General features: G+C 34.5%; 16 protein-coding genes. 2 read left to right on the forward strand and 14 right to left on the reverse strand.

From position 1 onward, the window contains the following. The 8 genes from BLP68_RS12885 to selA form a co-directional block, all read right to left on the reverse strand. On the reverse strand, window positions 1-528 hold a 528-nt coding region (locus BLP68_RS12885), incomplete at its 3' end, for a transposase (RefSeq protein ID WP_143003097.1). A 211-nt stretch (window positions 529-739) separates the two neighbouring features. Continuing rightward, on the reverse strand, window positions 740-1165 hold the full coding sequence (locus BLP68_RS12890; RefSeq protein WP_091544300.1) for a hypothetical protein: 426 nt from the start codon (window positions 1163-1165) through the stop codon (window positions 740-742). Between the two features lie 9 nt (window positions 1166-1174). Next, entirely contained in the window at window positions 1175-2017 is an 843-nt protein-coding gene (locus BLP68_RS12895) for a hypothetical protein (RefSeq protein WP_091544303.1), read from the reverse strand. Window positions 2018-2263: 246 nt separating this feature from the next. After that, complete coding sequence (locus BLP68_RS12900) at window positions 2264-3148, reverse strand: GerMN domain-containing protein (RefSeq protein WP_091544306.1); 885 nt, start codon at window positions 3146-3148, stop codon at window positions 2264-2266. A gap of 29 nt (window positions 3149-3177) precedes the next feature. Continuing rightward, window positions 3178-4482, reverse strand: a complete 1305-nt coding sequence (locus BLP68_RS12905) for a sensor histidine kinase (protein ID WP_242876986.1) — start codon at window positions 4480-4482, stop codon at window positions 3178-3180. A 122-nt stretch (window positions 4483-4604) separates the two neighbouring features. Next, window positions 4605-5282, reverse strand: coding sequence for a response regulator transcription factor (locus BLP68_RS12910; RefSeq protein WP_143003098.1), 678 nt, complete (start codon window positions 5280-5282; stop codon window positions 4605-4607). Window positions 5283-5408: 126 nt separating this feature from the next. Further along, window positions 5409-7304, reverse strand: a complete 1896-nt coding sequence (gene selB / locus BLP68_RS12915; protein WP_091544312.1) for a selenocysteine-specific translation elongation factor — start codon at window positions 7302-7304, stop codon at window positions 5409-5411. Between the two features lie 73 nt (window positions 7305-7377). After that, entirely contained in the window at window positions 7378-8787 is a 1410-nt protein-coding gene (gene selA / locus BLP68_RS12920) for an L-seryl-tRNA(Sec) selenium transferase (RefSeq protein WP_091544315.1), read from the reverse strand. A gap of 361 nt (window positions 8788-9148) precedes the next feature. On the opposite strand from selA, the gene BLP68_RS12925 reads away from it, so the two are divergent. Next, window positions 9149-10507 (forward strand): alanine/glycine:cation symporter family protein, encoded by a 1359-nt coding sequence (locus tag BLP68_RS12925; RefSeq protein ID WP_091544318.1) that lies wholly within the window; start codon window positions 9149-9151, stop codon window positions 10505-10507. Between the two features lie 52 nt (window positions 10508-10559). Here BLP68_RS12925 and selD read toward each other — a convergent pair whose 3' ends face one another. Continuing rightward, entirely contained in the window at window positions 10560-11573 is a 1014-nt protein-coding gene (selD, locus tag BLP68_RS12930; RefSeq protein WP_176759025.1) for a selenide, water dikinase SelD, read from the reverse strand. 264 nt (window positions 11574-11837) lie between these two features. After that, window positions 11838-12446: a helix-hairpin-helix domain-containing protein gene (locus BLP68_RS12935; protein ID WP_091544324.1), complete on the reverse strand. Its 609-nt coding sequence runs from the start codon at window positions 12444-12446 to the stop codon at window positions 11838-11840. A gap of 147 nt (window positions 12447-12593) precedes the next feature. Here BLP68_RS12935 and BLP68_RS12940 point away from each other — a divergent pair, with 147 nt between their 5' ends. After that, a complete protein-coding gene (locus BLP68_RS12940; RefSeq protein WP_091544327.1) occupies window positions 12594-13919 on the forward strand; it encodes a D-alanyl-D-alanine carboxypeptidase family protein in 1326 nt (441 codons plus the stop codon). 238 nt (window positions 13920-14157) lie between these two features. Here the strand turns inward: BLP68_RS12940 and sdaAA are convergent, their stop codons facing one another. From sdaAA to BLP68_RS12960, 4 genes are all read right to left on the reverse strand, one after another. Beyond that, window positions 14158-15030, reverse strand: a complete 873-nt coding sequence (gene sdaAA, locus BLP68_RS12945) for an L-serine ammonia-lyase, iron-sulfur-dependent, subunit alpha (protein WP_091544329.1) — start codon at window positions 15028-15030, stop codon at window positions 14158-14160. Between the two features lie 13 nt (window positions 15031-15043). After that, a complete protein-coding gene (gene sdaAB, locus BLP68_RS12950; protein WP_091544332.1) occupies window positions 15044-15712 on the reverse strand; it encodes an L-serine ammonia-lyase, iron-sulfur-dependent subunit beta in 669 nt (222 codons plus the stop codon). Window positions 15713-15998: 286 nt separating this feature from the next. Continuing rightward, entirely contained in the window at window positions 15999-17747 is a 1749-nt protein-coding gene (locus BLP68_RS12955; RefSeq protein WP_091544333.1) for an NADH-dependent [FeFe] hydrogenase, group A6, read from the reverse strand. 407 nt (window positions 17748-18154) lie between these two features. Continuing rightward, on the reverse strand, window positions 18155-19810 hold the full coding sequence (locus BLP68_RS12960; RefSeq protein WP_278278228.1) for a NuoF family protein: 1656 nt from the start codon (window positions 19808-19810) through the stop codon (window positions 18155-18157). Window positions 19811-19816 lie beyond the last annotated feature (6 nt).

A 19816-nucleotide genomic window follows, 5' to 3' on the forward strand; every position in this document is an offset into this window, starting at 1 on the left:
TTGGGATGTTTCTTCTGCATATGTTTTGATAATTTTTCTTCCTAAATGCTTCATTAATCGTTCTGGAGTTTTCTTTATTGTATTCGCCTCTATATGGGTAGCATCAATACTTACACTCTTTCCCTCGACGATTCCTTTTTCTACACATTGTCTTACGATTTCTGTGATGATTTCATCTAGCGTTGACTCTTCAAGTCGTTGTGTTCTGAATTTAGATAAAAGACTTTTATCCGGAAGCGAATCTTCTGGATTAATACCAATAAAGTACATATATGCTAGGTTTAAACTGGCTTCTTCCTTAACCTTTTCATCTGATAAATTATATAAATGCTGCAAAAAAAGTAGCTTGCACATTAATTCCGGTTCTTTAGCAGGTCGTCCAAATTCCTTGCAATAGCTATTCTCTAGTAATCCATTGATAAAGCTAAAATCTACTGCTGAATCTATTCTTTTTAGTATATGATTTTCTGGTATTTTATTATATAATGATGAGTGAAAAGATATTTGCTTTGGCTTATGTTGAAGCATGAAAAAACCCCCTTTTGGTTTTGTTTGGTCGTACTTACATTATACCATAAACGGGGGTTTTTTTGTCTAAAATCAAGTATTTTCAATGACCTTAAAAATATTTTGCACTTAATATATAAACATATGTGTAAGTTAAACTGGATGTTTACAGGGGACTTTTTCACTGGTCCCAAAACGTCCCTCTGGCTTTCCTGGCTTTTAGTTTTAGTAGTTATTTGGATGTATATTCATTTATAACTCGTACCAACAAGTCATTTAAAAACTCTACTTTATAGTCACCCACTGTAGGTTCTATATGATCGTTACCTATTCCACTATGATTGGTTAAAAATACATATGTGCCACCTGTTGAAATACTAAAGAATCGAAGTAAAGCTTCTGTATCTTTGTCTACTCCACTAGATGCTACGGGAATAATCCGAATTCCATCAGCTGCAGCTTTTGTGATTACATTATGTAGTGTCTTTACATTATTAGCTGTATGATGAGGAGGAGCATCCAATACAAGAAATAATAGACGTGCTCTAGCATTGGAGCTCCACTGATGATTCTCAATAGCATCCTTTAGTGCCTCTTCCACTGCTTCTTCATAATCTCCTCCACCATCTGCATATTGTTTATTTAACTGTTTAATCACTTCATCAATTTATTTTGTAAAAGGAAAAGAGCGAACTACATATTCATCTCCATGGTCTCTGTAGTAGTTACAGCTGAGACGAATATCTAAATCAGCTGAATCCTCATTGATTCTGAGAATTACATTTTTCAACTCAGCTTTAAGATAGTCTAGTTCATCATGCATAGAGCCTGTTGTATCTATCACAAACATCAAATCCAGTATATTGCTCTCTTCACCTCTTTGGTTAAACTCTACATAGTGAGGTTCTGATAAAGAAAGCTTTACATTCTCTATCTTCTTCCTATTCTGTCCATTTTCAATAACTAAGTCAAAAACTGTATTTTGATTTCTATCATATAACTCTGTAAAAAGTTCAGCTACTCCTTTGTTATTAGTTTTAGCACTCCATAGGACGTGTCCCTGCTTATCGTATAAAACAACCTTTACATCACTTACTGTTTTCTGTCCATCCTTCACAATCACTTGAAGCTTTTTAAATGTATAAAAGCCCCATCGGTCTTGATACTGTGCCCATTCTTTATTATTCAACAGCCTTACCCACCAATCCCAATTTCGCAGATCATTCCACTCTCCAGCAGTGAGCTGCCCTGCACTGATTTGTTGATTTCCTGAAGTGCGATTCTCATCGACTGCTCTATCTTTTGATGCGTCATGCCTTATTGTATCTTCAGTAGTAGTTTTTGATTCTTTCTCCCCAACTCCCATTGCAGTACCTTCTGTTGGAGTGTCAGTTGGGGATTCCATTTTCGTTCCACTATCTGTCACCTCTCCTTTACTACATGCCACAATTAATAAACTTATTGCAACCAATACTATTAATACAACAATTCTCCATTTTTTCAAGCTCATACTCTACCACCCCTCATAAAATATTACTCACTTCTTTATATTAGACTCTATATCGATGAAAAAGTTCTAATAATTATAATATTTTAAATTTTCTATTAAATATATTTAATAAGATTAGAAATACCACAGTGCTACATAATTATTTAGAAGCAAAAAAGTATAAAACCACTTGAAACTCAATTGGTCTCAAATGGTCTTTAAACAACCTAGCTAAATATATTATATAGAACAATCTATAATAAAACTCTAATTTTCTATTAAAGATTCGTATACTATTTTCCATTCTCCTAAATCATTCTTTAACCTAAAAATACCTTTCTCATATCTGTTTACTGTACCATCAGACATTATTTCTTCATAGTCCATTACAATTGTTGTTAGACCAGGCTCTTTAAAAATACTAAAGGAATCATCTGTATATTTGGTAACTCCTAGCTTTTTCGACCTTACATGGTGAAAATACATTGAATAGTCTAAATTTATTTCTGCTGGTCTGTAAATCAAATCATATGCATATCTATATTGCTCCTGTACTATATGATTAAAATATGTTCTTATCACTTCAATAGCAGATGGAAATGCACCATGGATGATTCTATCATTTCTTCCATAGGCTTCCTTTAACGTCATATGGTTTTGATAAATATCTAGCCTCTCACCTTCCACCTGAATCTTAACCCAATCCACATGCCTAAGCTCAGTCAATGAATTGACAATAGAATAAATTGTTGTTATTTCAGAAGATTCTCCACCTCGGAAATTTGTTGCGAACTCTTTAGAAAAATTAATGTAGGTTGTATCATCTACAGTAATTATTGAATATAACTTAACTTGGTTTGGTATTGTAGGCTGCAGCTGTCGGTCCATTGGTCCCTTCATTAATTCCCTAAGAATACTCTCCTCCTTAGACTCGTTTATTCTTTCTACCGCCCTAATTTCTTTAACCAAATGCTCATTATTAAAGTCTGCGAAATAGAGGGTGATAAGTTCAACAGTTCTTTCAGGATATGGCGCAATTTCAATGGTATTGTCCAATGTCGACTCATCTAAAAACTGGTTATTTCCACAGCGTATCAATAAAAGAATGAGTATTACTGTTAATAAAATAATGAAAAAGATATTTTTCCTCATAGAATCATCCCTATATCTACTATATTTTTTTAGAGCTGATTAATATCCATAGGAAGCTTAATAATGAAGGTACTCCCCTTTTTAATCTGGCTTTCTACTTCAATTGTACCTTGATGAAGCCCAACAATTTGATTAGAAATGGATAGTCCTAAACCAGAACCACCTGTTTTTCGTGATCGTGCACTATCAACTCTATAAAACCTATCAAATATATAAGGTAAGCTTTCCTGTGGAATACCGTAGCCTGTGTCTGTAACTTTTATAACGGCAAAGCGGCCTTCTCGCTCAATATTAATAGTAATTTTGCCACCTTCGTCTGTATATTTTACAGCGTTATGAATAATATTTATAAGGGCTTGGTATATTTTCCCTTGATCAAGATAAATTTGAATTTTTTCCCACTGGGTGATTATAATTTTTATATTCTTTTTTTCAGCCAATGGTCTAATATTATTAACAATCTTTTCAATCAGATAGTTTACATAGGTTAATTTATAGTTTAAATTTAACTTCTCTTCGTCTAAATCAACCATATTCAATAAGCTTTCTATTATCTCATTTAGTCTATCTATTTCGGAATCTATATCTTCAAGGAATTCATGGTATATTGCGGTATCAGTGGAAGGCTGCATTATAAGGGACTCCGCCAGTAGCTTCATGGAGCTCAATGGAGTTTTCAGCTCGTGAGAGACATTTGCAACAAAGTCCTGTCTCTGTTTTTCTATGTGACTTAGCTTAGTACTCATAAAGTTATATGCCCTTGAAAGCTGTCCTATCTCATCATTTCCATCAATATCAACCTTTTCATTCAACTTGCCCTGCGCTGTTCTTTGCATTGCCTCAGTTAATATTTTAATCGGATGAGAAATTAAATTGGCAAAAAACAAACTAATAACAGCTATTAGTAAAAGTGTTAAAATAGATATAAAAAACAATAGATTTTTAACGTTATTAATGGTATTGAATGCCTCCTGTAGAGAAATAGACATAAATACAACACCTAAAATTCTATCATAATATATTACTGGAACACTGACATACATAGTTTCGCCATATCTTTCAAGATGATAAATAGTTGCTATTCTCTCTCCCTTTAAGGATCTCGAAACTTCAAAGCTATCAATTTTTGTATTTCGAATATCATTAAATGAATCGTAAATGGCATTATTATCTCTATCAATGATAAGAATTCTTCCCTCAACCAAATGGCTTACTTCGTCCATCATTTGACTTAGATAAAGCTGATTAAATTCTATAGTGGCATCATCTACTGACAGTCTAACACGATTGGATAATATGTTGGCCTGGGTCAGATAATTGATTTCCTTCTCCATTAGATAATTCTTTTTAATGGTTTCGTAAACGAATATGTTAATAATCAATAATGCAATAATAAGTAATAATAGGTATGTGAATAATATCTTCCACCTAATACTTATAAACTGATTACTTACTCCTAAAATAATAGCCTACCCCCCCATTTGGTTAATATGTATTCTGGATGGCTTGAATTGTTTTCAATTTTTTCTCTTAATCTTCTAATGTGAACATCTACAGTTCGCAAATCTCCAAAGTATTCATAACCCCATATAATCTCCAAAAGTTCTTCTCGACTATAGACCTTTCCTGGGTTAGAGGCAAGGAGCAATAACAGATCAAATTCTTTAGCTGTTAGATTTAATTCTTCTCCTCTTACAGTTACTTTTCTTCCTAAAGTATTCATGGTGAAATCATCTATATTTATTACTCTATCCAAGGAAGTTTCCATGCTTTGATATCGTCTTAAAACAGCCTTTATCCTAGCCTTTAACTCCAATATATTAAATGGCTTGGTTAAGTAATCATCTGCACCATATTCTAAGCCTAAAATTTTACTAATATCCTCTCCTTTTGCAGTTAACATGATAATAGGAGTTTGATATTTTTCTCTAATTCTTTGACAAACCTCTAAACCGTCAATCTTTGGTAGCATTAAATCCAATAGTATTAGATCAAATTTTTCTTTTTCCACCTTATCTAGTGCCTCTTGTCCATCTGAAGCTACACTTATTTCGTAGCCATCTTGCTCAAGACTGTATTTTAAGCCTTTAACCAATAATGGTTCATCATCAATTATTAAGAACTTATAAGCCACTATATATCACCTCTTCAATTTATTAGCATGCTTGTACCTAAATTAGATCAACTTATTAGACATCTTATTCATATTATATATAAATTCTAGCATTATTAAAAGAAAAAACTGGAGATAACTCCAGCTTTAAAACAAAATCCTTTGATCCCCTTGCCTTTTTGTAACTTTATTATTATCAAAGTATTCCAATAATGCTACTGCATACTTTCTACTGGTATCCAGTAAATCTCTAAAATCAGCCAGTGAAATATTACCTTTTTCTTTAATATGGGTAAAAAGGCGTTTTTTAGCCTCATTTATTGCTTCTGTGTGTAATACTATTTCGGGATTTACTCTAATTAGCTCCTTCCCCAGCATAGCTTCGAGAACCTGTTCAATATCATGCCTTTTATAGGGTAATAATTGAAAGAGCTCTTCAATTTTAGGGGTGCTAAATTGGTTTTTCAAATAAATATCCTCAATAGATTCCTTTACTTTTTTTTGAGCATCACTTAATATTACCTGAAAGTCCTTCAATGCCACATACTTTTCTATAACTTTAATATAATTGTCTGCCTCCATTGTATCAATAACTGAGTCAACAGCCTTCCCTTTATTCTTAGGAAATAGTCTGCTCTTTAGCTCTTCCTTAAGCATACCATGCCTTAGTGGGTTGTTAGTATGATACTGCTTCAGGAGAGTATTGGCATTGCTTTTAATTAACTCATAGAATTTTCTGTGTATAATAGTACTTGAATCTAATTTAATGATGAGTTTTTTTGCCACAAGGGCTTCAATTAATTCATCAATATATGAAACTTGATTACTGGTAGCTTTAGCTAAAAAACCTATGTCAGGAAATTCTCTACTATATCGTTCTATTTGCTTCTCTAAAACCTCCTCTGGTGTTCCAGTTTCCTTTAAAGCCAGCTCGCCAATAACCTTTTCATCGAATCTTTTATGTTTTTGGGGATTCGCATCAATAACAGTTAGCCCACCAATGGTTTCCATTGGTGAATAGAACCTTATAACATTTTTGTCCCCCTTTTTTACTGAGGTGGTTTCTTCAAGGCGCAGTTGTACAAACCCAGATTCCCCAGGTAGGATTTCTTCTTTATCAAGCAAAACAACCCTAGCAAGAACCTCTGTTGAACCATGATACAACCTAATTCTATCACGATTTTCAAGCTTCCGTGGATAGCTTTTTAATACAGATATTCGTCCATCTATCATTAAAGTTGTTTCCATAGAATCTATTTGAGCTAAAATTTGACCTCTTTCTATATCTTCCTTCTTAACATTTGCTACATTTATTGCAACTCGTTGCCCTCCATAGGCTGTATCTACAGACTTACTATGGACCTGCAGGTTTCTTACCCTCACCTTTGTTTTATCGGGCAGTATCTCTAGCGTATCCTCAACCTTTATATTTCCTTCCATTAAAGTACCTGTAATAACTGTTCCAAATCCAGTAATAGTAAATACTCTATCTATTGGCATACGAACAGGGGAATGTATATCTCTGCTTTCTGTTTCTTCAGCCAGTTTATCTATAGTATTTATTAATTCTTCAATACCTATCCCATTCAAAGAATCTACCATTATCATTTGTGATTCCTCTAAAAATGTATTCTTCACCTTTTCCCTTATATCTTCTTTTATTAAATGTAACCAATCTTCATCTACTAAACCTATTTTAGTAACAACTATAACTCCTTTTTTTATATTAAGAAGGTTAATTATATCAAGGTGCTCTTTGGTTTGAGGCATAACACCCTCATCTGCTGCCACAACCAACATGACAATATCCATACCGCCTACGCCAGCCAGCATATTTCTTATAAATTTTTCATGCCCGGGAACATCAATAATCCCTGCTCTTTTACCGCTTGGTAAATCAAAATATGTAAATCCAAGGTCTATTGAAATACCCCTCTTTTTTTCTTCCTTTAGTCTATCAGTATCTCTACCTGTGATTGCTCGTATTAATGTAGTTTTTCCATGGTCTATATGGCCTGCTGTACCTATTATTATGTTTTTCATTAGAACCCCCCTCGAATATCACCAGTTCATGATAAATAAAGTCATTACCCTACCCTTACATCAATTTTTAAGCTTATTTAGATAGAACTCCATTCCTAAGCCCATCACATATGGCCTTAAAATCTCTTTCCTTAATAGTTCGTATATCTATTATTAATATATCATCCTGTATGCGTGTAAAAATTGGCTTTTCATAGTGTCTTAGCCTTTCTTCTAATTGAGCAGTGGATATGTTATTAGCCTTTATTTTTAATACCTTAGTAGGTAGTTTTTCTAATGGCAAAGCCCCACCACCAATTTGTGAATAATCATCATGTATTTCGATTTTCATATTTAAATCTAAATCAGTTATCATCTCTAAAAGTTTTTCCGCCCTGTCATTTATTGAAATAACACCCTCAGTAATCATTTTTAGAGTTGGAAGTGTACTAACTGCATAATCTTCTCTCAAATAGCATCTTAATGTTGCTTCTAATGCAGCGATAGTAAGCTTATCAATTCTAAAGGCCCGAGTGAGAGGGTTTTTTTTCATTTTATCTATAAATTGCTTTTTACCTATAATAATTCCAGCTTGAGGCCCCCCAAGTAATTTATCACCACTAAATGTAACAATATCAGTACCTGCTGCTACACTATCCTGTACAGTTGGTTCATATGTAAGTCCATATTTTTTCAAATCAATTAGTACTCCACTACCTAAGTCCTCTATAACTGGAATATTCCTACGCTTCCCTAGTTCCACCATGTCCTTTAGAGATATTTCTTCAGTAAAGCCAAGAATTCTATAGTTACTTGTATGTACCTTCATTAATGCAGCTGTATTTTCTCCAATTGCATTTTCATAATCCCATAGGTGGGTTTTGTTTGTTGCGCCAACATCCACAAGCTTTGCTCCACTTTGTTCCATTACATCTGGTATTCTAAATGACCCTCCAATTTCTACAAGCTCACCTCTTGAAACTATAACCTCTTTATCTTTACCCAGTGTACTAAGCACCAGCATTACAGCTGCTGCATTGTTATTTACAACCAATGCATCCTCTGCCCCGGTTATAAATCTAATTAGTTCAACAACATGACTATATCGACTTCCTCGTTTACCTGTCTCTACGTCTATCTCTAAAGTAGAATACCCCGATGCCACAGCCCAAATTTCTTCCTTTAGTTCATCAGCCAGTATAGATCTACCGAGATTGGTATGCAGGACCACGCCTGTCCCGTTTATTACTTCTTTTAAGTTCATTTCCATGAATTTTTTGCAGCTAATGAGTACTTCATCAACAATGGTTTCTGTATCTATCTTTACTTCCTTTATATTATCATCCTTCAATGCCAATAGCTCTTTTCTATACTTTTCAATAGTTTTTCTAATTTTTTCAGTGATTAGAGTGCGTGGAATATCTTCTACTATTTCGTTGATTCTTCCATGATTTATTATCTCATCCACCGAAGGTAGTTTGCTTAATAGACTTGCTTTTTTCAACAGTTATCACTCCTTAAAAAATTTACAAATTTACCTAGATTATAACATATTTTTATATCTTGTATACAAATTCATATATCTAAAATATTTTAACACTTATTAAAATTATATAATTTTACATTAATTGTATTTCATTTGTGTCATATTTATGGTAACATTATATTAAATTTATTACATAACCTTAATATTTTTAAAATTTCTAATTTTAATAATTACTTTTGAATACGATTCTTTTTAATTTATTGTTTATTGTTTTTTCTAAAATGTATTCAAGAGTATTAATTTTATTAAAGGAGGTGATATTAATAAATAGAGCTATTCGTTATCATATATAATAGTTATTAAAAAGGGAGGTTTTGTAATGTTAGGTTTTTTAAGCGCAATAGAGAATATTAACGGTATTATTAATGCTTTTGTCTGGGGTCCACCTATGCTGCTATTATTAGTAGGTACAGGAGTTTACTTCTCCATTAGAACCAATTTCCTTCAAGTTCGAAAATTTGGTTTTACTATGAAGGAAACTTTAATGAAAATTTTTGATAAACCTGAGGAAGGTACAGAAGGAGATATTACTCCTTTCCAAGCATTATCAACAGCTTTGGCTGCTACCATTGGTACAGGTAATATTGCCGGTGTAGCAACAGCTATTGCTATTGGTGGACCTGGAGCAATATTCTGGATGTGGGTTTCTGCATTCTTTGGTATGCTAACAAAATTTGCTGAAGTAGTTCTTGCTATCCAATATCGTGAAAAGAACGAAGAAGGCAGCTGGGTTGGCGGACCTATGTACTATATAGAAAAAGGCTTAGGCTTAAAATGGCTTGCTGTTATATTCTCAGTATTTGGAGCAATTGCAGCCTTTGGTATAGGTAATATGGTACAATCAAACTCAGTAGCAGCTGCTTTAGAAACTACCTTTAATATCCAACCAATTATTACTGGTTTCTTACTAGCTATTGGAGCTGGACTAGTTATTCTTGGTGGATTAAAGCGTATCGCATCTGTAACTGAAAAAATAGTACCATTTATGGCTGTTTTCTACATTATTGGCGCATTAATTATTCTTATTATAAATATTGCAAATGTACCAGCTGCTTTTGGCCTTATCTTCAGATATGCATTTACAGCTAAGTCTGCAGTAGGTGGATTTGCTGGATCAGTAGTAATGATGTCTATTCGTTACGGGGTTGCTCGTGGAGTATTCTCGAATGAGGCTGGTTTAGGTAGTGCACCTATCGCCCATGCTGCTGCTCAAACTGATCACCCAGTAAGACAAGGTCTTTGGGGAATTTTCGAAGTATTTGCTGATACAATAGTAATTTGTACATTAACAGCTTTAACTATTATTTCAACAGGCGTTTGGTCTAGTGGTCAATCTGGTGCTGCATTAACAACAGCTGCCTTTAATCAAGGATTACCAGGACCTGGTGGAATTATCGTTGCTATTGGTATTTTATTCTTTGCTTTCTCTACTATACTAAGCTGGGCTTATTACGGCGAGAAATGTGCAGAGCATTTATTTGGATCTGGAGTTAACAAAATTTATCGTATTGTTTGGTTACCACTAATTGTAGTTGGTGCCATCGGTGGTTTAGAATTGATTTGGGATGTAGCTGATACCTTAAATGGTTTAATGGCAATACCAAACTTAATTGGTTTACTTGGATTAAGTGGTGTAGTATTTAAATTAACTAAGGAATTCTTTACAACCAAAGCATAATAAATAACACAGGCAGGTGATTTTAAATCACCTGCCTTTTTTAGTTTATTAGTTATTTAATATATATAGGATACTCTCCCTTATCAACAACTGTTCCAACAACAGCATATGGATTTATGCTATATTTTTCTAATGCCTTTAATGCCCTCTCTAGATCAAGGGGATTAATTGCAACTAATAAGCCTCCTGAGGTTTGAGGGTCATACAATATGTCATCAATAACTTCTTCAATTCTATTGACATAGCTTACTTTTCCATCAAGATACTTTTTGTTTGAATACATACCTGCTGGAATAATACCCATCCCTGCTAGTTCTTTTGCTCCTTCTAATATCGGTATTTCATCGCTAAATATTTCAATTGATACGTTACTAGCTTTTGCTACTTCATAAGTATGTCCTAAAAATCCAAATCCGGTTATATCTGTACAGGCTGAAACCCTTAACCCTTCCACTGCCCTCTTGGAATACTTATTTAAAGCTATCATGGTTTTAACTGCATCATCATACTGCTCTTGAGTTGATATATCAGCTTTTATAGCTGTATTTAATATGCCTAGACCAATTGGCTTAGTTAATATTAATACGTCTCCTACTTTTGCATTACCATTTGCCCACACCTTCTCGGGATGCACTGTTCCAGTAATTGATAAGCCATATTTAGGTTCATCATCCTCTACTGAATGTCCACCTGCCAATATAGCTCCGGCCTCTTTTACTTTATCGGCTCCACCCCTTAGTATTTCCCTCATTGTTTCTATTGATAAACAGCTGGGGAAGCAAACAATATTCATAGCTGTTAATGGTTCTCCTCCCATAGCATAAACATCGCTTAGTGCATTTGCAGCCGCTATTTGTCCATAGGTATATGGATCATCAACAACAGGGGTAAAAAAATCTAAGGTTTGTATCAATGCTACCTCTTCATTAAGTTTATAGACTGCCGCGTCATCAGAGGTATCAAGACCTATTAATAGGTTTTCATTTTGTTCCTTTGGTAAATGGCACAGTACCTGTGCCAGGACATCAGGTCCTATTTTAGCAGCTCAGCCTGCACTTTTTGTCATTTGAGTTAATCTATCTGATTTATTCAAAGGTTTTCCTCCCTCCTATCAAATAATAGTATATCTAAACTTCCCTATATGTAATCTATTAGGTTAGCATTCCTATTATATAATAAATTCTATCATATTTACCATTCATAATAGTTTTTCTTTTTATAAATTTTTTTCATCTATCAATTAACATTTTAATTGGGTGGACATATTGTCATGACTATCCGACTTAATATTTTTACATATAACATTCAACATTTAACATTTCTTAATGCCTTATCTAACCATAATATATTCTTTTATTGCTTCATATTTTTTTTCGCCAATACCACTTACTTTTTTTATATCTTCTATAGACGTAAAAGGTCCATTTTCATTTCTATGCTCAATAATTCTCTGTGCAAGTGCATCCCCAATTCCGCTTAAGGTAGCAAGTTCATTAATACTGGCAGAATTTATGTTAACTTTTTGTGGAGTATTACTTTGATGAAGGTCTAAATTCTGATGACTACTTTGAAATTCCTCTCCTTTCTCGGGAATATATATAAAGTCTTCATCCTTAATTTTCATAGCCATATTTACTTTTGAGGTATCGGCAGCATCTGTTACACCCCCTGCTGCCTTGATGGCATCGATAATTCTTGCTTCACCAGTAAATTCATATACTCCGGGTGAATTAACAGCACCTTCAACATGGACCAAAATATTAATTTGATTATCTGGTTTTTTTTCTATAATATTTTCATTAGATTCTTTAATTTGATTTTGTGGACTAACAACATATCTATTCTGCTTATTTTTTGAATAATTTAAGTATGTAATCATTAGAAGAACAATGCTTACAATAATAATTATTAATTGTTTTTGCTTTGAATTATTTCTCACCTTATCACCCCCTTGCAATTTAATTTCTCCCCTAAATTTAAAATTTCCTTCTTTTTCCTTAATTTAATCCTTAAATATATTGGAGTTTTTTGATATACTATTAGAGTACTTAAACTTAAAACACGAACATAGATAAGGAGTATAAAAATGATTCAAAAATCAATTAAAGAAAAAGCTAGAATGCTAATCCTCTCTTTAATAGTTTGTCTATTCTTTACCGGCTTCGCTTATGGTACCACACCAACATTAACTGCTCCAAATGCAATTCTTATGGATTACGAGACAGGAGAGATTCTATTTGACCACAATGGATATGAACCTGCCTATCCAGCCAGCACCACAAAGGTTTTAACTGCAATTTTAGTAATTGAAAATCTTGATTTAGATGAGGTTATTACTCTAGACTACGATCTCTTTGTAACTGGCTCCAGCATGTACCTTTTAATGGGAGAATCCTTCACAGTTAAAGAGCTGCTCCAATCACTATTGATAAGATCTGCAAATGATGTTGCTGAGTTGTTTGCCAATCACATTTCTGGTTCTGTAGAAGAGTTTGCCAAGTTAATGAACCAAAGAGCAAAGGAGATTGGTGCTGAAAACACACACTTTACTAACCCCCATGGATTACCCGACACTAATCATATATCTACAGCATATGATTTAGCTTTAATCGGTCGCCACGCAATGGGATATGAAGTTTTTAGAGAAATTGTTTCAACAGTAAGCTTAGTTTTTGACGAGACAGAGCAAACACCTGAAAAAAGATATTTCCAAAACACAAATCGTTTTTTATGGGGAACAGGTCGTGGAAATCAAATCTTATATAATGGTAACTATATAGATATAAAGTACGATATAGTTGATGGAATAAAAACTGGCTGGACAACAGCATCACAGCAAACATTAATATCTACAGCTAAAAAGAATGACCATCGACTTGTGGCAGTAGTTCTTGGAGCACAGGGTGCTAATATCTATTCCGATACAAGAGCTGTACTTGATTATGGTTTTGACAATTTTCAGAAGCTTGAGCTAATAAGTAATAATTCATTAGGAGCTGAAGCTACAGTTTTAAAGGGAAAGGTGGATACAATACAGCTATATTCAGATAACGATTTATCTGCTGTAGTTCCTTCAAATATAGATATTAATTCTATTACTAAGAGTATTGAACTGACTGAAAACATAGAAGCACCTATAGATGCAGGTTCAATTTTAGGTAAGATTATCTTCTCCCTTGATGATCGTACTATTGGAGAAGTTAATTTAGTCACCAATGAAGATGTAGAATCAAAGCGAGTATTGATAGGAAATAAAAAAGTAATAAATGCATTTTTAGGCATTTTTGCTTTGATGATAGTATGGCAACTTATTATTGGATTTTTAAGAATAAAAAAGAAAAGAAGAAGATCACTATACTACGGCAGTAGGCATTCATATAATTTCAGTAAAAGTATAATGAAGAAAAGATAGGTATTTGCCTATCTTCAGGTTGATGACAAAGTCATCAAAATGCAGACTGATCAAAAAACCGCAGATTCAAGGCGCAAGAAAACCTAGCGACTGCAGCGTATACGTAATACGTAAGGGTGCTAGGTTTTCGAAGCAACGAAGAAGATGGGGGTTTTTCATCAGTCTAAAGATAGGCATTTGCCTATCTTTTATTGATTTCAGCTGTTAATTTTATTTTATAGTATATCTTACTTTAGTTCTAACCTAATATTTCTTTTTTAATTCGAAGTCCCGTTGGTGTTGCTGCTAATCCACCCAATGCGCTTTCTCTCAGCTCAAATGGAAGTGACCTTCCCACCCTCAGCATTGTATCAACAACCTCATCAAAGGGAATAATGCTCTCAACCCCAGCTAATGCCATTTCAGCTGATATTAGTGCATTTGCCACCCCTATGGCATTTCTCTTTTCACAGGGGGCTTCAACTAGTCCAGCTATAGGGTCACATACTAAACCAAGTACATTTTTTATGCAAGTGGCAGCAGCATGTAGTGCTGCTTCAGGAGTCCCGCCCATTAATTCTACAACAGCAGCTGCTGCCATTGCTGCGGCAGAACCTGTTTCAGCTTGACAGCCCCCCTCAGCTCCTGCAACCGTTGCATTTCTTGATATAATCATTCCAATTGCACTTGCAGTCAGTATCCCTTCCACCAATTGCTCATCCGTCAGGGAAAATTCTTCTGCAAGACATATTAAGGTAGCTGGTAAAATACCACTTGATCCCGCTGTGGGGGCAGCAACAATTTTTCCCATTGCAGCATTAACTTCAAGTACAGCCATGGAATAGCTAATGGCCTTACTCATCAGATTTCCACATACAGGTTTCTCACTTTTACTTCTTATGCTAATTTTCTTTGCATCTCCTCCTATTAAACCACTTACTGATTTAATATCTTCTGTTAAGCCCTTTTCTATTGAATTTTTCATTATTTCAAGACTTATAGATATTTTGTCTATAATTTCTTCCTTTGATGAATTGGCTAAAACCATTTCTCTTTCCACCATAACATCACATATTCTTAACTTTTTATCATTACATAAGCTTAAAAGCTCAACGCCCTTAGTAAAGTTCATTTTTATCACCGTCCTAATTTATTGTAACTAAATATGCATTAATAACATTGTCCACAGACTTTATATGACCAATTACATCTGTACATATAGGACTGTCGGTTTCAATTATCATAAAAGCATTGTTACCTTTGTTATATCTATAAACCCTCATAAAGGCTATATTAATTTCGTATTGTGATAATATTGCAGTGGTTTTAGCAATAACACCAGGCATATCTCTATGAGGTACAATAAGGGTAGGATACTCCCCAGTAAATTCAAGCTCAACTCCATCTATTTCAATAATTTTAATATTTCCACCACCAATTGATGATCCGATGATTGCCATTTTAACACCGTCATTTTTTTCTATCAAAATTTTCACCGTATTTGGGTGTACATCCCCTAGGTCTGCTTCTTCAAATTGAAAAAGCAATTCTTCTTTTTTAGCCAGCTCAAATGAATATTTAATCCTTTCATCATCTGCATCGAATCCTAAAATACCACCCAACAGAGCTTTATCTGTTCCATGCCCACGATAGGTTTTAGCAAATGAACCATGAAGCATAAAAACAACCTTTTTTATATCTCCTTTAGCAAGCTTATATGCAACCTTTCCCAGCTTACATGCTCCAGCAGTATGGGAACTGGATGGCCCAATCATATTTGGACCTACTATATCGAAAATACTATAATCCTTCATAAAAAACCCCTTTCTCAATACAATGTGTTAAAAATCAATGGATAATGAAAATGAGTAATTTTGATAAGAAATTGATAATAACAAATTCCTTCTATAATTAACCTTCTAAGGCTTTGTTTTAACTCTAACTCTTCACATTTTTTAATTTATCCATTATATCATAGTAGCAAAAAAATAGTCTTTTTACTAGTCTATAATTAAAGGTGTTTTAATGATAAATATCACAAAACACCCCTTTTATAGAATCCTTCATTTTTATGGCTTACATAATATCCATTTTATGGCTTTATATCCTTTCCTTAGGTGCGAAGCTAGTATGAAGAAGTCGATAAGCCTTTTCTCCATAGGGCTCTCCGAGATAGGTTTGGTAGAGTTTTTGAACCTCAGGATTTCGATGAGATATCCTAATATTTTTATTCTCATCCTCCCGATATATAGCCTTCTGGCGTTCCTTTACTATTTTATCATTTCCAAAATGATAGGGTTGTCCCCCACCACCAATACATCCACCAGGACATGCCATTATCTCAATAGCATGATAATTTGATTTTCCACTCCTTATATCTTCTAATAGCTGTCTTGCATTACCTAGTCCATGGGCTATTCCAATTTTTAAATCCTTCCCGTTTATTGATATAATAGCCTCCCGCAACCCATCTATTCCTCTTAAAGCTTGAAAATCAACTTGTTTTAGTTCTTCTCCAGTCATCCATTCGTGAAGGGTTCTGACAGCGGCCTCTATTACACCCCCAGTTGTTCCAAAAATCACTGATGCCCCGGTTGATTCTCCCAATGGATGATCAAATTCTTCATCCGGTAATTTGTTGAAATCAATGCCTGCCTCCTTTATCATAGCTCCTAATTCCCTTGTACTAACTACAATATCTACATTGTCGTGGTGATCAATTGATAATTCTGTTCTTGCAGCCTCTGCCTTCTTTGCTATGCAGGGCATAATAGAGACCACTACAATTTTAGCAGGATCAATATTCATTTTTTCTGCAAAATATGTTTTAATCAAGGTACCAAGTATAATGTGTGGAGATTTACAGGTAGATGGTATATCCACCAAATCTGGAAACTGATGCTCAATGAAGCTAACCCATGCAGGACAACAGCTGGTCAGCATCGGTAGCCTACCACCATCATTTATACGATGCAGCAGTTCCTTAGCTTCTTCAACGATTGTAACATCAGCACCAAAATCAGTATCGAAAACCTGATCGAAGCCCAATCTTCTCAATGCTGAAACCATTTTCCCTGTAACAATGCTGCCTTCCTCCATACCGAATAACTCTCCCAGGGCTACTCTTATTGCAGGAGCAGTTTGAACCACCACATATTTTTCAGGATCATTTAAGGCTTCCCATACCTTTGGTACATGGAATGCCTCTGTCAATGCTGCTGTAGGACAGACAGCCACACATGCGCCACAATAGGTACAGGAGGTTTCAACCATTGGTAGGTTAAATGCTGGCCCAACTATGGTTTCAAAGCCTCTATTTAGAGCTGATAATATCCCACAGGTCTGAATTTCATTACATGCAGTTTCACAACGTCGACATAGGATGCATTTGTTTTGATTCTTAATTAAAGCTTGACTGGAGCTATCAATATGAAATTCATTCATTTTTCCTGAATAATCTATTTCTCTTATATTTAATTCGTTGGCAAGGGCTTGAAGCTCACACCTTAGATTTCTAGGGCAAATTAAACAGTCGGTAGGATGGTTTGAAAGTAATAATTCAACCGACATCCGTCTTGCCTTAATAGCTCTATTACTGTGGGTAACGATAACCATTCCATCATTAACTGGTGTTGAACAGGCAGGAGCTAGATTAGGTCTATCCTTCACTTCCACCATGCAAACTCGACAGGATGCAGTTCTATTTATCATCTTTAAATCGTGTAAATCTAAATAGCATAGAGTCGGTATCTTTACGCCTGCCTCAACAGAAGCTTTTAATATGGTATATTCTCTTGGAACTTCAATTTCATTGTCATTAATAGTAACCTTAACGTAGTTTTCCTTCACACATACACCCCTAACTTCTTTTTGATCGAAATTGAAAGCTTATTATCAATGGGCCGACAGGGTCGTCGGCCCCTACATTAGTTTTAAGCAATATTATTTGTCTTGATTTTAATTCAATTGTGCATCCTAAATTCAACAATACATAGGTAGCTAGTTAATTTTCCATAAAACTCTAAATTATGCTTATGAAGTTTTATACCAAATCCCTATCAAAGTGACTGACTCAAATCAAAGATTTGGTCATCTACTTTTCTTAACTCTTTATTGATTATTTTTTTCATTTAACATTTAAAATGTAACATTTTTTATCTCTTATTTCTTAGTTCATTTTTTATTTTTCTATTTCCATTTTTTGCTTTGCATTTTCAATTTTCCATTCTCCATTTTCAATTTTTAATTTTCCATTTTCAATTTTCAATTCTCACTTTTAACTCTTTTTCGCTTTTTCCCATCTTACATACACCTGCAGGGCATATCTTTTCCTTTACATGCTGTACATATTCATCATGAAAGTACTTTAATGTGCTCAAAATCGGATTGGGGGAGGATTGTCCTAGACCACAAAGAGAGTTTTCCTTTACCATTTGTCCCAATGTTACCAGCCTTTCTAAATCTTCCTCTGTTCCGTTACCATCAGAGATTTTAATAAGTATTTCATGTAATCTTTTATTCCCTATACGACAGGGTGTACACTTACCACAGGACTCTTCCTCAGTAAATTCTAAATAAAACTTAGATATATTAACCATACAATCATTCTCATCTAATACAATCATTCCCCCTGACCCCATCATAGAGCCTATGGAGGTTAAGCTATCATAGTCAATGGGTATATCTAACAGAAACTCCGGAATACACCCACCTGATGGGCCTCCAGTTTGAATAGCCTTTAGCTTGTGTCCATCCTTTATGCCTCCACCGATCTCATAAACAATATCCCTTAGCTTAGTTCCCATAGGGACCTCAACTAATCCAACATTGTTTACTTTCCCTGCTAAGGCAAAAACCTTTGTTCCTTTGCTTTTTTCCGTTCCAACTTCTTTAAACCAATCGGCGCCCCTCAATATAATTGAAGGTATATTTGCAAAGGTTTCAACATTATTAACACAGGTAGGCCGATTCCATAATCCACTCTCAGCTGGAAAGGGTGGTTTTGCATTTGGCTCACCTCTGCCCCCCTCAATGGAATTAATTAATGCAGTTTCCTCCCCACATACAAATGCACCTGCTCCGTATTTTAGCTCTATATCAAAGCTAAAGTTAGAATCAAATAGATTTGAACCTAGTAATCCATATTCTCTAGCTTGATTTATTGCTACATTCAATCGGTGGATAGCCAATGGATATTCAGCCCTAATATAAATAAAACCTTTTTGTGCTCCAATTGCATAACCTGCTATTGACATGGCCTCCAATACGCTATGGGGGTCTCCTTCAAGAATACTTCTATCCATAAAAGCCCCGGGATCCCCTTCATCAGCATTGCAAATAATGTATTTAACATCATTATTATTTTTATAGGTTAATTCCCATTTATACCCCGTTGGAAATCCACCTCCACCACGACCTCTTAATTCACTCTTTTTCACTATTTCAATTACTTCCATTGGAGTCATTTTACTTAATACTTTGCCTAAAGCTAGATAGCCATCAAGTGCAATATATTCTTCAATATTTTCCGGATCAATTAAGCCACAGTTCCTTAAAGCTATACGATGCTGCTTTTTATAGAAGGACATATCTCTTTGATGCTCAACCTTCTGATGAAAATTAGGCTCTTCATAAAGTAATTCCTCTACCTTTCTTCCTTTAACAATATGCTCTTCAAATATTTTTTTTGCATGACTGGGTTTTACGTCTACATAGAAAATATTATCAGGATGCACTTTTATTATAGGACCCTTTTCACAAAATCCAAAGCACCCAGTGTTTACTATTTTAACCTCATCTTCATATCCATTTTTTTTAACCAAAATGTCTAAGGCCTTTATCAGCTTTTCACTATCTTGTGAGTGACAACCTGTACCTCCGCAAACTAACATATGTAGGCGATGTCTTTTCACTTGCTT

Origin of the sequence: Alkaliphilus peptidifermentans DSM 18978 (assembly GCF_900101495.1) — a bacterium.
Classification (GTDB): Bacteria; Bacillota; Clostridia; order Peptostreptococcales; family Natronincolaceae; genus Alkaliphilus_C; species Alkaliphilus_C peptidifermentans.